This window comes from Paenibacillus sp. Negev47, assembly GCF_058313655.1.
On sequence record NZ_CM177754.1, the window covers coordinates 4,544,796 to 4,559,009 of the forward strand.

At 45.6% G+C, this 14,214-nt stretch carries 14 protein-coding genes and 1 other RNA gene; 7 read left to right on the top strand and 8 right to left on the bottom strand.

All coding sequences use genetic code 11. From position 1 onward, the window contains the following. Positions 1-15 precede the first annotated feature (15 nt). Positions 16-1,416 (bottom strand): ammonium transporter, encoded by a 1,401-nt coding sequence (locus AC4G47_RS20310; protein ID WP_062833649.1) that lies wholly within the window; start codon positions 1,414-1,416, stop codon positions 16-18. Positions 1,417-1,765: 349 nt separating this feature from the next. On the opposite strand from AC4G47_RS20310, the gene AC4G47_RS20315 reads away from it, so the two are divergent. Further along, complete coding sequence (locus AC4G47_RS20315) at positions 1,766-2,194, top strand: MerR family transcriptional regulator (protein WP_458126240.1); 429 nt, start codon at positions 1,766-1,768, stop codon at positions 2,192-2,194. A 28-nt stretch (positions 2,195-2,222) separates the two neighbouring features. Continuing rightward, complete coding sequence (locus AC4G47_RS20320) at positions 2,223-2,903, top strand: zinc metallopeptidase (RefSeq protein WP_076330476.1); 681 nt, start codon at positions 2,223-2,225, stop codon at positions 2,901-2,903. Between the two features lie 36 nt (positions 2,904-2,939). Here AC4G47_RS20320 and gltC read toward each other — a convergent pair whose 3' ends face one another. Both gltC and AC4G47_RS20330 read right to left on the bottom strand, forming a co-directional pair. After that, positions 2,940-3,851 carry a glutamate biosynthesis transcriptional regulator GltC gene (gene gltC / locus AC4G47_RS20325; RefSeq protein WP_062833647.1) on the bottom strand — a complete coding sequence of 304 codons (912 nt, stop codon included), beginning with the start codon at positions 3,849-3,851 and terminating at the stop codon, positions 2,940-2,942. Between the two features lie 69 nt (positions 3,852-3,920). Next, positions 3,921-4,547 carry a rhomboid family intramembrane serine protease gene (locus AC4G47_RS20330; RefSeq protein WP_458126239.1) on the bottom strand — a complete coding sequence of 209 codons (627 nt, stop codon included), beginning with the start codon at positions 4,545-4,547 and terminating at the stop codon, positions 3,921-3,923. 148 nt (positions 4,548-4,695) lie between these two features. Between AC4G47_RS20330 and tpx the strand changes: the two genes are divergently transcribed. Then, positions 4,696-5,214 carry a thiol peroxidase gene (tpx, locus tag AC4G47_RS20335; protein WP_145319309.1) on the top strand — a complete coding sequence of 173 codons (519 nt, stop codon included), beginning with the start codon at positions 4,696-4,698 and terminating at the stop codon, positions 5,212-5,214. Positions 5,215-5,286: 72 nt separating this feature from the next. Here tpx and AC4G47_RS20340 read toward each other — a convergent pair whose 3' ends face one another. From AC4G47_RS20340 to cshA, 4 genes are all read right to left on the bottom strand, one after another. Continuing rightward, positions 5,287-5,679 carry a DUF1499 domain-containing protein gene (locus AC4G47_RS20340; protein ID WP_017689382.1) on the bottom strand — a complete coding sequence of 131 codons (393 nt, stop codon included), beginning with the start codon at positions 5,677-5,679 and terminating at the stop codon, positions 5,287-5,289. Between the two features lie 182 nt (positions 5,680-5,861). Beyond that, positions 5,862-6,053, bottom strand: a non-coding RNA gene (gene ssrS, locus AC4G47_RS20345) — 6S RNA. Positions 6,054-6,104: 51 nt separating this feature from the next. Further along, a complete protein-coding gene (locus AC4G47_RS20350) occupies positions 6,105-6,917 on the bottom strand; it encodes a YesL family protein (protein ID WP_491102361.1) in 813 nt (270 codons plus the stop codon). A gap of 208 nt (positions 6,918-7,125) precedes the next feature. After that, a complete protein-coding gene (cshA, locus tag AC4G47_RS20355) occupies positions 7,126-8,721 on the bottom strand; it encodes a degradosome RNA helicase CshA (RefSeq protein ID WP_076209022.1) in 1,596 nt (531 codons plus the stop codon). 305 nt (positions 8,722-9,026) lie between these two features. On the opposite strand from cshA, the gene AC4G47_RS20360 reads away from it, so the two are divergent. The 4 genes from AC4G47_RS20360 (at position 9,027) to AC4G47_RS20375 (ending at position 13,112) form a co-directional block, all read left to right on the top strand. Next, complete coding sequence (locus AC4G47_RS20360; protein WP_458126237.1) at positions 9,027-9,848, top strand: YitT family protein; 822 nt, start codon at positions 9,027-9,029, stop codon at positions 9,846-9,848. A gap of 174 nt (positions 9,849-10,022) precedes the next feature. Continuing rightward, on the top strand, positions 10,023-10,211 hold the full coding sequence (locus tag AC4G47_RS20365; protein WP_029880762.1) for a hypothetical protein: 189 nt from the start codon (positions 10,023-10,025) through the stop codon (positions 10,209-10,211). A 162-nt stretch (positions 10,212-10,373) separates the two neighbouring features. Beyond that, on the top strand, positions 10,374-11,555 hold the full coding sequence (locus tag AC4G47_RS20370; RefSeq protein ID WP_491102362.1) for a putative glycoside hydrolase: 1,182 nt from the start codon (positions 10,374-10,376) through the stop codon (positions 11,553-11,555). Between the two features lie 204 nt (positions 11,556-11,759). Next, positions 11,760-13,112: an MATE family efflux transporter gene (locus AC4G47_RS20375; RefSeq protein ID WP_491106753.1), complete on the top strand. Its 1,353-nt coding sequence runs from the start codon at positions 11,760-11,762 to the stop codon at positions 13,110-13,112. Positions 13,113-13,200: 88 nt separating this feature from the next. On the opposite strand, the gene pfkA is transcribed toward AC4G47_RS20375, so the two are convergent. Beyond that, positions 13,201-14,172: a 6-phosphofructokinase gene (pfkA, locus tag AC4G47_RS20380; protein ID WP_491102363.1), complete on the bottom strand. Its 972-nt coding sequence runs from the start codon at positions 14,170-14,172 to the stop codon at positions 13,201-13,203. Between the last annotated feature and the right edge of the window lie 42 nt (positions 14,173-14,214).

The window sequence follows — 14,214 nt, forward strand, 5'->3', positions numbered from 1 at the left end:
TCAGCATTATTCACCTCAGGAGCTGAACGTACCACCATTGGATTTGGAATCTACATTTTTCATTTGTTCAGGGTATCCGTAAGTACCGTGCTCACTGATATCCAGACCCATTGTTTCTTCTTCTTCAGTAACACGGATGCCCATGATCGCTTTCATTCCGCCCAGAATAATGAAGGACATTACCAGTACGAAGGCAAAGGCACCTGCCAGACCGAGAAGCTGTACGCCCAATTGGTGGAATCCACCGCCATAGAACAGACCCGCTTGACCTACACCCGCATGTTCAGCCAGTTCTGGTGTAGCGAACAAACCTGTGGAAATTGCTCCCCACATACCAGCAACACCGTGTACGGAGAAAGCGTAGATTGGATCGTCAATTCCTTTACGATCGAAGTACTGTGCTGTGAAGAATGTGATAACACCAGCCAAAGCACCGATAACCAGAGCTGCCCAAGGTTCAACGAAGGCACAAGCACCTGTAATTGCAACGAGCGCCGCAAGCACACCGTTCAACATGCTAGGAATATCGGACTTGCCAAGAACTGCCCATGAAATCAACAGTGCAGCAACACCACCAGCTGCAGCAGCTACGTTAGTAGTCAATGCAACATAACCAAAGAATCCATCGTCCAAAGCAGTTAAAGTACTACCTGGGTTGAATCCGAACCAACCAATCCAGAGGATAATTACCCCGAGTACGGAATAGACTTGGTTGTGACCTGGAATGATGTTAGGTTTGCCGTCTTTGTTGTATTTACCAATACGTGGTTTCAACAAGATGGTAGCTACCAATGCTGCAGTCGCACCAGTCAAGTGAACAACTGTCGATCCTGCAAAGTCTTGCATTCCCAGCTCAGCCAACCAGCCGCCGCCCCATACCCAGTGAGCAACAACCGGATACATTATAATGGTATAAAGTGTACCGAATACAATATATACGCTCATTTTTGCACGTTCAGCCATACCACCGCAGGCAATGGCCAGAGATACCGCCGCAAAAGCGAGGTGGAATACGAATTTAACAGTCAGAGGAACATCGGAGAAAGCCAATGATTCGAAGGAAGCAGCCATCTTGTCACCGCTCAGGAAGAATCCTGTTGTTCCAAAGAAGCTGTTACCATTACCGAAACCAAGACCGAAGCCCAAAGCCCAGAAGGCAATAACTGAAATTCCCAATGTCAGGATGGTCTTACCCGCAATGTGTCCTGCATTCTTCATTCGTGTTGAACCCGCTTCTAGTAAAGCAAATCCCCCTTGCATCAAGAACACTAGCACTACAGCCAGAAACGTAAAGGCTGAGTTCAATCCACTTTGAAGTTCAATGTTAGTTGGCCCCTCCGCAGCTGCGAATGCACTGACCGGAAAAGCGAACAAAGTAAGCATTACTAACACCGAAACTAACCATTTCTTTCTCATGTACCCCACTCCCTCTTATGTTAAGTTTCTTCACATATTGTGAAACTCTTAATGTCATTATAAGCAGAAGAGAGGAAAGTTGACAAGAGTATTTTCATCAAAACTGAAAAATATTTCTGGGAATAAAGTCATGCGTCTTTTTCTTGCACTTAAGTACATATTCACATTCTATGAGCACATAGATATAGAAATGAAACACGTCGATTACCAAAGCATAACGTTTGACTGTACGGTTAAAGATCATGTATCATACTTATTAGTAAGAAAAATTGGGCGTAGTATATACATTCGTTGGAAACTACAATTCCCTACATTTGAACTTGCAAGCGAGGTGAATATCATTGGGGATATGAAACTTTTTCGGATTGGCGAACTTGCCAAGACCGCCGGTGTTAGTGAACGGACGATTGATTATTACACGAAGCTTGGACTGATCTTTCCCGAAGAACGTACACAAAAAAATTATCGTCTCTATAGTAATGAAACTTTAACCAGGCTTGAACGTATTGTACAGATGAAACAAGAGAAGTATAGTCTCGACGAGATTAAGCAATCTCTTGAGAAGTGGCGTCTGGTTAGCACGGAAGAACAAGTTGCCAGCAAATTGACAACATTGGAGCTTCATGTGCAACAACTTGAGCGAGAGGTTAACGAACTCAAACCGCTACTTGGGGAGATGAAACCTGTACAAGCACGCAAGATGATGGCAGGACTACTCACCAAAAGTGCCGGGACAATGGAGGCACTGAAAATCTTGCTTGAGAACACCATGATGTAGCTTATTATTAGAAAGCGGAGGAATGAAAATGAGTTTTAATAACGGTATGTTCGTATTGATCATTATCGCCTTTTTGCTCTCTTTATGGGCGCAATTTCGCGTTAAAGGTACTTTCAGACGTTGGTCGGAGGTACCGAACCAGAATGGAATCACCGGCTACGATGCCGCTCGCCAGATGCTCGACGCTAACGGTCTGCATGATGTTCCAATTGAGCCTGTACGCGGCACACTCTCTGATCACTATGATCCGATCAATCGGGTTGTACGCTTATCGGAACCAGTATATTACGAAAACTCAATCTCAGCTGTTTCGGTAGCGTGTCACGAAGTTGGCCACGCCATTCAGCATAAAGAAAGTTATCCCATGCTGGCACTGCGTCACCGGATCTTCCCAATTGTGAACTTTGCATCCGGATTGGCTCCGTTCCTGTTGATTGCAGGATTCCTCTTCAATGCAATGAACCTTGTAGGTATCGGTATCATCTTCTTCTCCGTAACTGTTGCGTTCCAACTCATCACATTACCGGTTGAGTTCAACGCCAGCAATCGCGCAAGAGAGATTATGGTATCCGAAGGTTACATCCGTAATGAAGAAGAAAAAGGTGTTGCTAAAGTTCTGAATGCCGCAGCCTTGACTTACGTCGCTGCAGCGCTGATCTCACTGCTTGAACTGATTCGTTACATCGGAATCTTCAACAGCCGCGATTAATTGTAAAACTAATCATACAAAAACAATACCCCACCGTTAATCGGATGGGGTATTGTTTTGTTGTAAACCGAAGTAATGAAGCAAAAATGAACGAAAGGACTGGGCAACCAGCGGCAGTTTGTCATCCGCGCGGTGAATTAACCCGATGGTGCGTGTTACTTTGGGATGAGAGATGGCCACATGTGCCGGTTGCAACGGGTTGGTCTGGAATAACGCCATCTCAGGCAACAGACTGACCCCCATGCCCGCAGCGACCAACCCCCGGATGGTATCGGTCTCTTCACCTTCAAAAGCGATCTTGGGTGTAAAGCCAGCTTCCAGACAGGCATGCCACACAATAGGACGAAGAGAATATCCTTTACTGAACAACACGAACTTGTCATCCTTGAGTTGTTCGAGCGCAATCGTCTCCTCACCAGCTAACGGATGATTCGGAGGAAGGATGGCATGTAACTCTTCCGTGAGTACAATATCGCCATCCACTTGATCGTGTTTCTCCGGAAAAGGAGAAATGAATGCCAAATCTACCTCTCCTGATAACACATCACGAATGAGTGTAGGAAACATCCCCTGTTTGAATCTAAATTTCACGTTGGGGTAGCGCTGACGGAAAGCAGCCACAACGGAAGGAATGAGATGAATCCCCAGGCTATGCGGAAATCCAATTCGAATCTCCCCATGCTCCGGGTCAAGAAACTCATGAACTTCCCCCACTGCCTTGTCCAGATCTTTCAATATGCCTTCAATTCGTTTACAAAAAAGCTGTCCCACTGCAGTCAACTGCAGGTTTCGTCCCTTTTGCATAAAAAGGTCCACGCCCAGTTCTTCTTCCAACTGATGAATCTGACGACTCACCGCTGACTGCGCCACATGCAACTCTTCAGCAGCTTGTGTTACATGTTCCTTCTGTGCCACTTTCAAAAAGTAATGCAACTGTCTTAATTCCACTCGCCTGATCGCTCCAATCTGTTATACCCTACTTATCCTTGATTGCATTCCATCTTGAGAACGTTCTGACTACCGCTTTAAGCTGCGGGGTTTCCACAATCTGATTAACAGTCCATAAATAAAGAATCCACCCAACAATCCGCCGAGATGAGCCATCCAGTTGATACCCGACATGGCGAAGGAGAATACAATCCCGAACACCAGCAAAGTGTACATCGTTTTGCGCGAAGCCTCATCCATCATGGTGCGCTGGAACAGGGCTACATACAGGAAGGCACCGTAGACGGCATATATCGCTCCTGAAGCACCCACCGAGATGGTAATGCTGCCAACCGAGTTATACCACGCAACAGCAAGAATATTACCCAACACGCCACCGCCCAGGTACAATACACCATATCTTACCGACCCGAGCAACCGTTCCATCGGTGGTGCAAATACGATTAACGCAAAGCTGTTAAACAATAAATGACTGAAGCCCGCATGCAGGAAGATGGATGTAATGTAGCGCCACCACTCCGAAGCGAACAGTTCATAATTCGTAAGTGCCCCGAATTTCAGCAGCACCATATTGTTCGTTGAACCACCATTTACCGTTAACACAATAAACATCACTACATTGGCAATTAAAAAAATCGACGTCAAAGGGAAATACTTCAAATAACCTTTCCAGTTCTCATAGCGAATAAATATCATAAATTTCTTCTTTCACTCCACCCTGTTCAGATCGGAATTACATCTCTGATCCATCGTAATGGTACATGTCCGAATTGGACAATGCCTTTCATAAAAGATTATAATGGATTTTGGCACGGATCACCAATTTATAAGGAGGAACATTATTATGGCACAAGAACGTACAGGCGCAGCCACTTTTAAAGGTAACCCTATTACATTGATCGGACCCGAACTGAAGGTGGGCGATCAAGCACCCGATTTCACACTTAGCAAGAACCTGGTTGAAGATGCATCCTTGAAAGACTTCGCAGGCAAAATCAAATTAATCAGCGTTGTTCCTTCCCTGGATACTGGCGTATGCGATGCGCAAACTCGTCGTTTCAATGTTGAAGCCGGAGAGCTCGGAGACAATGTTGTTGTCTTGACAGTAAGCGTTGACCTTCCGTTCGCTCAAGCACGTTGGTGCGGAGCAGCCGGTGTTGACCGCGTAGTAACATTGTCAGATTACAAAACACGTTCTTTCGGTGAAGACTACGGCGTTCTGATCAAAGAATTCCAGTTGGATATGCGCTCCATTTTTGTTTTGGATGCCGAAGACCGGATTACATATGTGGAGTATCTGCCTGAAATGACAGACTCCCCTAACTTCGAACAAGCGATTGCTGCTGTCAAAGCATTGCTGTAGAAGTCATCACACGTTCAGAACAAAAGCGAGGAAGGTTAACCTTCACTCGCTTTTTGTAATTCATCATCTATTTCAATCATTTGCTTTATACTTGCTTAGCTTCTTATCCAGTACAGAGAATAAGTTCATGATCGTGCGATAGTTAGAGCCCAAGTCTCCAAGCGAACCACGGGAAGCTGAATACATATCCACTGCACTACGAACAGGACTTACCGAGATAATGGAAACTGTAATATCCATCGTCCGTCCAAAGGTAGTCCGCTTCTCCAGTATAACTTCTCCAACAGAAGGCACTTCGTGCAGCACTTTATAACCCGGTATCTTTTTGAGTGTCGAAGAAACCTCTTCCCAGGCTCTGTCTTTGGATAAGTTATAATACCGTGTTTTTAATTTGGGATCCTTGGCTCGATCGCTGGTCCCCTCCATGCTGCGGATGATACCGACGAGCGTTCTCTTTAAGGTCAAGACCCTTCCTCCTTTGAATGTAACCGTTCCATTTATGTATCTTAGTGTAACATTGTTCAAGTAGTAACAAAAGGGTAAGCATCATATTTATCGCAAAACCATTCAAATACATTCACTACAACATAAAAACACCCTGAAATTCCTTCAATAGAGGAAAAGTCAGGGTGCTGTACATGAAAAATTAGGAACCCGCCTATGCCGTCCGGCTACATTGTCTTATGAACCTGCTTGGCAGGTGGGTGACCGCAAAAATGCTTTTTGAAGTCCCCATGTCGTATAGACAGGGCTTTTCAGCAACATTCTGTGTTGATCTCCCGAAGACGTCATCATTGGTTCAAAACAACGAATAACCGAAACGTACATCGCAGGATGTACAATTATTATATCCCTAACTGTGTAAAAAGTAAATGGCGATCCATGATGTTTTATTTTTGCAGTGTAATGTTTTTGTCGTCTGATGGTTCAGATGCTTCACCGTTCTCTGCTGATTTCTCAGCCAGCGCAGCAGCTTCCTCCTCTTCCTTCTTCAACTGCATCTTCTCCATCTGCTCCTGCATTTTGTTGAAGGTTGCATAGAAGTTAAAGAAAGCAAACCAGGCGATGATACTGATGATGAAGAAGATGAACAAGACCGGATAACGGAAACCAATGTAGAACAGCAATCCGCTTCCCAGCAATGTGGAGAATACACGGAAAGGTCTGATCAGCGTAAGCAATACCGCGTTTTTGATAATGAGTCCGATGGACATATGATAGTGTACAACCATCGAGAAAAAGTTAAAGAGCGATACAAATAACAAGAGAAGCAGTACTAGCATGATGATTCCCACGAGCTGCATATTACGGAACTGCGTCATGTACACCGTATAATCCAGATACATAATCGCGAACAGCAGTGTGTAAAAAATGCCCCCAAGCAAACTTTGCTTGTAGTTTTCCTTGTAACCTACAAAGAAAGTACGGAAGATCGGTACATCCGTATCGCCCATATTCCATTTACGAACAACCGTAAACAGCGCCGAAGTCGCCGGGAACAGTGTAAGCGGTGCCACAATGGCTATAGCCCAGTTCATTTGCAATGATTCGTTTGCGAGGTTCTGCTGCATTACGAGCAGTTTCATAATCAAGAAAAACAAGAACGGAGACGAACAAATAGCCCACAACAGATTGGTTGCGGCCAGTCTCGTGATCCACTCTGTAAGCCGGTAGATCCCACCCATAGCTCCTTTAAATTCCAAACATTTCTCCTCCTCCGCAGCCTTGCGTATTACCTGAAGTCTAATATTAATATACCTTATTATAGATAGGAAAAGCCAGTACTTCCCGAAAAGAGATCAGCATTGTCCTTACTAGCGCGTTTGGCAGTGAACAAAAATTGGCGCAGTAATTTTGAAAATAAAAAAATGGAGCAGTCGCCCGCTCCATTTTCCAGTTCACACGTTTATATTACTCGAAAGAAGAATCTTTCGCTGGACGACGTCCTTCGTTGCTGCTTGGACGCGGTTTGCGGTCACGGTTGTAACCACCTTCTCTGCTTCCACCGCCAGTGCTGCTGCCGCTGTTACGATCACGGTTGTAGCCACCACGTCCGCCACCACTGCTGTTGCGATCGCGGTTGTAACCACCACCACTGCCGCCGCTACCACTTGTGCGGTTACCGCTGTAACCCGATGGTTTACGTCCGCCAGAGCGAACATCCGGTTTACGACGTTTCGCACGGATCGGATCTTCAGGAGTCAGATCAACTTGAGCATCTTTTTTGTCACCTGTCAGGAGCTTCAGTGCAGCCGACAACAGTTGAACAGAATCATATTGCTCAAGCATTTGAATCGCAATACCTTTGTATTCATTCAGTTCGCCTGATTGTACGATTTCCAGCAAGCGCTCTGCTGTCAAACGTTGTTTGCCTTCAACCGCTTCTGCCATTGTTGGCAGTGGTTTACGTGGAATACGGTGACGTGTTACACGCTCGATGAAGTGCAAGTGATCGATCTCACGCGGTGTAACGAAGGACCAAGCAGCACCCTCTTTACCCGCACGACCTGTACGACCGATACGGTGAACATAGCTCTCCGGATCTTGCGGAAGGTCAAAGTTCACTACGTGAGTTACGCCAGATACGTCGAGACCACGTGCAGCCACGTCTGTTGCAACGAGTACGTCAATGCTGCCGTCACGGAACTTACGCATTACCGCATCACGTTGATTCTGGGACAAGTCACCATGAAGACCGTCTGCAGAATATCCACGTTTTTGCAAAGCTTCAGCCAATTCGTCAACACGACGTTTTGTACGTCCGAATACGATCGCCAGTTCAGGAGATTCCATATCCAACAAACGGCTCAACGCTTCGAATTTTTGACGCTCAGGTACTTCGATATAGGATTGGTCAATCAATGGTGCACTAACATGTTTCGGAATCACAGAAATGTGCTCAGGATTGTTCAAGAATTGTTGTGCCAATTTTTGAATGTTAGGAGGCATTGTTGCTGAGAACAGCATTGTTTGGCGCTCGTCTGGAACTTGTTTCAGGATGGATTGAATATCCTCCATGAAACCCATGTCGAGCATTTCATCTGCTTCATCCAACACAACAGTTTGTACATCATCAAGTTTGATTGTTTTGCGGTTGATGTGGTCAAGGAGACGTCCAGGTGTACCAATGATGATCTGTGGTTTTCTTTTCAGTGCACGGATTTGACGAACGATATCTTGTCCGCCGTAGATTGGCAGGGAGCGCAGACCTTTGAAGCGAGTGAGTTTTTCGATCTCTTCAGCAACTTGAATTGCAAGTTCACGTGTAGGTGCCATAATGAGGGCGCGGATTTTTTCGTCACTTTTAGAGATTTTGCTGATCAACGGAATACCGAATGCAGCTGTTTTACCCGTACCTGTTTGAGCTTGGCCAATCAAGTCTCTGCCTTCGAGTGCCAAAGGAATCGCTTTGGATTGGATCGGTGTTGCTTCTTCAAACCCGAGCTCAGTGATGGCTTGCAGCACCAGTGGTTCAAGATTGAAATCTGTGAAATTTAAATTTGTCAAAATTATTCATGCTCCTTTTATATGGTGGACATGGTGGACAATCCACTTTGTTGTCTGTATTCTTAAGTAGCGTTAATATTTATAGGGTGTCCCAACTGGCCGAATTATTTTCATGAATGATTATAATTCGATGAATGTGTCCCCAACATAAGACTAAAACTACATACATGTGTTTGAAACATTTCAAATTTTTATTGTTCCATTTAGGAAAAGTTTCCTACTCAAGAATATCCACAAATTATTATATCACAAAACAATTCAAGATTACCAGCAATCTGGTTTTAAATATAAATGAGGTGATTAAATTGCCCAAAATAATTTGGCACTCTTTAGTGATCATTTTGGGTGCTGCAGCTATTGCCTGCGGCTTTAACTGGTTTTTGGTTCCCCATCAGCTTTTAAGCGGCGGGGTATCCGGTATTTCAATGCTTCTGGGTTATTTTACGACTTTGAATCTTAGTATAATGTATTTTGTTCTCAACATTCCCCTGCTTATTGCAGGTTGGTTTATTCTTGGACGACGCTTCATTACATTAAGTATTCTCTCGGTAGCAGCCACTTCCTGGTTCATTGCGCTTCTGCCGGTTTTTGCTGTGGCTACAGATCCTTTGTTAAGCTCAGTATTCGGTGGTGTACTTATTGGACTGGGCACTGGTGTTTCCTTCAGAGTCGGCGGTTCGACTGGCGGACTGGACATTGTCGGTTCCATTTTCACGCGTAAGCGGGATTTCCCAATTGGTACAGTGATGGCCGGCATGAACGGTTCGATCATTATGCTCGCCGGATACCTGAGTGATAACTGGAATACAGCCCTGGCCTCCATGGTATCCATCTATATTACAGGCAAAGTGCTTGATCTGATCCACATCAGTCATGTCAAAGTAACCCTGTACATTATTACAAACGAAACCGAATCCATGTTGAAGAAGTTGCTCGTTCGGCCTCGCGGAGTTACAAAGATCAAGACTCAAGGGGCTTACACGGATATTGAAAAGGACATGTTAATGACCGTTACCACCCGTTACGAGCTGGTTGAAATCAAACGTATTATCAAGGAGACCGATCCAAACGCTTTTGTTAACATCGTGGAAACGGTTGGAGTTATGGGCTCATTCCGCAGAAGTTGAGTCACCTGTACGGTTAACAATTCATAACATTGTGGTATAATAACGGTGTACGGCTCCTAAATATGTTGTATAGCAGGTTCAACCCTTCAATTTCACAGACCATAAGCTTTCCCGAATCGCGCCGAATGACTTACCATTTTGGAATTCGAGTAGGAAAGGGTGATTAATGTGGATATGGAAACGGTAAAACTGTTTGAGATTGTCAACAGATGGTGCCCGGAAATGCTCCCTTTCTTGAAACCGAATGAACTCGACTCGCTGATTGTCCTCCGGGATGGGCTGGGCATCCTGGAACAGGGAGATGCAATGGAAATCATTCAGTACAGTATTTGTGAGCATCAAAATGAGATTTACATTCAATAATTTTTTTTAGATTGATTACGCCGCTTCTTGCAGGGGATTTCCTCCGCAGGAAGCGGTTTTCATTTTTTTCCATGTGTTTCATTACTTGATTAATATGGTTAAAAGCCCGGAGGCTTTAATGTATAATTCATACATGGAATGCACATAAGGGAGTGGAAATGAATGAACATGTTTTGGGCTTTACTGGCTATGGCCTTTGGAAGCTTTGGTGGTACCCCGGCAGTGGCAGATCAGGGAAATCCTCAGTTTCAATCGTTAACCAACAGTTTTAACACCGCAATTATCCAATCTCAAAAAGAACAGGTTGTTATTGATGCCGATAATCCACCTGCTAAAATTGACCCACAACCTGATGCCCCCGTGGTCAAAGGTATCTATGTAACGGCCTACAGTGCCGGCGGCGCACGCATGAAAGAATTACTTGATCTGACAGACAATACGGAACTGAATGCCATGGTCATTGATATCAAAGACGATCTCGGATACATAACTTATCCCACAGAAAACAAAGCACTGCAGAAAATGGGCAAGTCCCAGCCTTTTATTCGGGATATCGATGCCTTGATGAAACGATTGCAAAAACACGACGTCTACCCGATCGCACGTGTCGTTGTATTTAAAGACACGATTCTTGCGAAGAAGAATCCGGAGCTTTCCTTCCGCAACAAGGATGGATCGGTTTGGTCCAATGGCAAAGGCGACAGCTTCGTGAATCCCTACAGCAAGGAAGTATGGGACTATAATATTGAGATTGCCAAGGAAGCGGCCAAACTTGGATTCAAAGAGATTCAATTTGACTACGTTCGTTTCCCAGAAGGCTTCGAAACTCGTGCCGATGTGCTGAAATATACCAAATCTGAAAAGTCCCGTGTCGATGTTGTCGCTGAATTCGTGCAATATGCACGCAAGGAACTGGCACCTTTAGGTGTGCGTGTCTCGGTTGATATTTTCGGTTATGCAGCTTCCGTACCTGCGGCTGAAGGCATTGGACAGGATTTTGTTAAAATATCCGAAAATGTGGATGTCATCTCACCGATGGTATACCCTAGTCACTATTCAACTGGCTGGTATGGGGTGAAGGACCCTGACAAAGATCCTTACACGACCATCAAGGGCTCGATGGTAGACACGCATAAGAAACTGGACCCAACTAAGGAGCTTAAACCTGTCATTCGCCCGTGGATCCAGGATTTCACAGCAAGTTGGCTGGGCAGTGGACATTATATCAAGTATGGCAAGAAACAAGTGGAAGACCAGATCAGAGCGATGAAGGACATGGATGTGCATGAATATCTGCTCTGGAATGCCTCCAACCGATATACGTCAGGTGTACAATATAAGTAATCCGCACTCTTGCATATTTTGTATTCATCCAACCTCGTTCCGCCTGAAGCGGAGCGAGGTTTTTTGGGTGCTCATTTTTCTCGGTGTGCCTCCCCTCTGGTTCTGTCCCTATTCAAAACGCAAAATATCCACTACAATGTATAGCTGTCCATATATGACACTTGGATGACATCTCTTAAGAATAGCGAGGCACTGCCAGTGAACATGAACACAACAAGCTTTTCACAGAAAGTGAAGCAATTCCTGATTATATTTTTGCCCATCTTCACCACTCAAATCGCCCTCTCTGCCATGTCGTTCTTCGACACAAATATGTCAGGCAAGTTTTCACCAGCCGACCTTGCAGGAGTCGCGATCGGTACAAGTCTGTGGATGCCAGTTCAAACTGGACTAAGCGGGATTCTGATCGGTATAACACCTGTCGTTTCCCATCTGCTAGGTTCCAAACGTAATGACCAGATCGGATATAACGTCATACAGGCATTGTATCTCGGGATTGCGGTCAGCCTCGTCGTTATCGGAGCCGGGGCGTTATTACTTGGCCCTATACTGAATGGTATGCCTTTGGAACCCCGGGTTGCCCAAGTCGCCTTCTATTTTTTGTGCGCACTCGCTTTTGGCATTATCCCGCTCTTCGGATATACGGTGCTGCGCAGCTTCATGGATGCACTTGGCCAGACACGGACTACCATGTTCATTACGTTGGTTTCCCTCCCCGTTAACATCTTACTGAATTATCTGCTGATATTCGGCCGCTGGGGTTTTCCCCAATTGGGCGGTGTCGGTGCCGGTGTCGCTACAGCATGTACATACTGGCTGATCTTTCTCATTAGTCTCTTTTTTGTCCACCGGGTTGAACCTTTCGCCCAATATGGCATTTTCCGTCAGTGGACCCGTGTATCCTTGGCCAAGTGGAAAGAGTTACTCAAAATCGGGGTACCCATCGGATTCGCGACTTTTTTCGAAACATCCATCTTTGCCGCTGTGACTTTAATGATGAGCCGTTTTGACACTACAACGATTGCCGCCCATCAGGCGGCACTGAATTTCGCTTCTACGCTCTACATGTTGCCTGTGAGCATATGTATGGCTCTTACCATCCTTGTGGGCTTTGAGGCAGGTGCAGGACGTCTGAAAGACGCTAAACAATACAGCCTGCTTGGAATTGGTGGCGCCATCGGGCTCTCACTGCTTACAGCCATCGTGTTAATTGTGTTTGGAGAACAGATTGCAGGCGTATATTCTAACGATCGGGAGGTCATTGCACTTACGCAGCATTTCCTCATCTATGCCATCTTCTTTCAGATCTCGGATGCAATTGCCACACCAACCCAAGGAGCACTGCGTGGCTACAAAGATGTTAATCCGGCACTGATCATTACGTTCGTAGCGTATTGGATCATCGGTTTGCCTGTAGGTTATCTCACAGCTACGTATACTTCACTCGGCGCCTTTGGATATTGGATCGGACTTATTGCCGGCCTAGCTGTAGGAGCAACAGCGCTTCTCTGGAGACTCTTCCTGGTACAAAAACAAGCTGCACTCGGTAAGGCGTAGTATCGATATAACACACTTACTTTGGAAAATAATAAAAAGAGCACAATCCTCGTCAATGCGGAATTGTGCTCTTTGTTTATGAATGGAATTATTGGGACAAACGTTGTGCAAGCTCGTACGTTTCCATATCGAAATCTTTTTTCGTGTTAACCACTTTATCAATATCCGTCAGGGTAAGTTCACCCTTGATAATGCCACAACCTTTGTCTGTTTCGCCTGCAATCAGGCTACGAACAGCAAAGTCGCCCAGACGACTTGCCAGGTTACGGTCGAAAGGTGTAGGCGTACCCCCACGCTGAATGTGACCCAGAACGGTTACACGCGGCTCATACGTCGGGCAACGTTCCATCAGTTCTTTTGCTACATCCTCACCCTTGCCCACGCCTTCAGCAACGATGATAATACTGTGACGTTTGCCGTGTGCAAAGTTAGCTTTCATACGGTCTGCCACTTCGTCCATGTCAAACGGAACTTCCGGCACAAGAATCGTTTCAGCACCTGAAGCAAGTCCGGCATGCAGGGCGATATCCCCACAGTGGCGACCCATAACTTCAACGATGGAAGAACGTTCGTGTGAAGACATCGTATCACGCAATTTGTTCACCGCATCCACCACTACACTTACAGCTGTATCGAATCCGATGGTGTAATCGGTGAACGAAACGTCGTTATCAATCGTTCCTGGCAGACCCATGGTATTAATGCCGAGCTTGCTCAGTTTGTTCGCTCCGTTGTAGGAACCATCCCCACCGATAACAACCAGACCGTCAATGCCACGCGCACGCAGAATGTCCGCACCTTTTTGCTGACCTTCAGCGGTGTAGAACTCCTTGCATCGTGCCGATTGAAGAACCGTTCCCCCACGTTGGATAATATCCCCTACACTGCGCAAATCCATTGGGAAAATATCATTATTCAAAAGACCCTGGTATCCACGTTGGACTCCGTATACTTCGAGACCGTGGAACAGTCCACTGCGAACAACCGAACGAACAGCCGCGTTCATCCCCTGTGAATCACCACCGCTCGTTAATACTGCGATTTTCTTTACTGCTGTCATGATGTTTCTTCCTCCTCTAGTTTCACTTCAGGCTCCGCAACA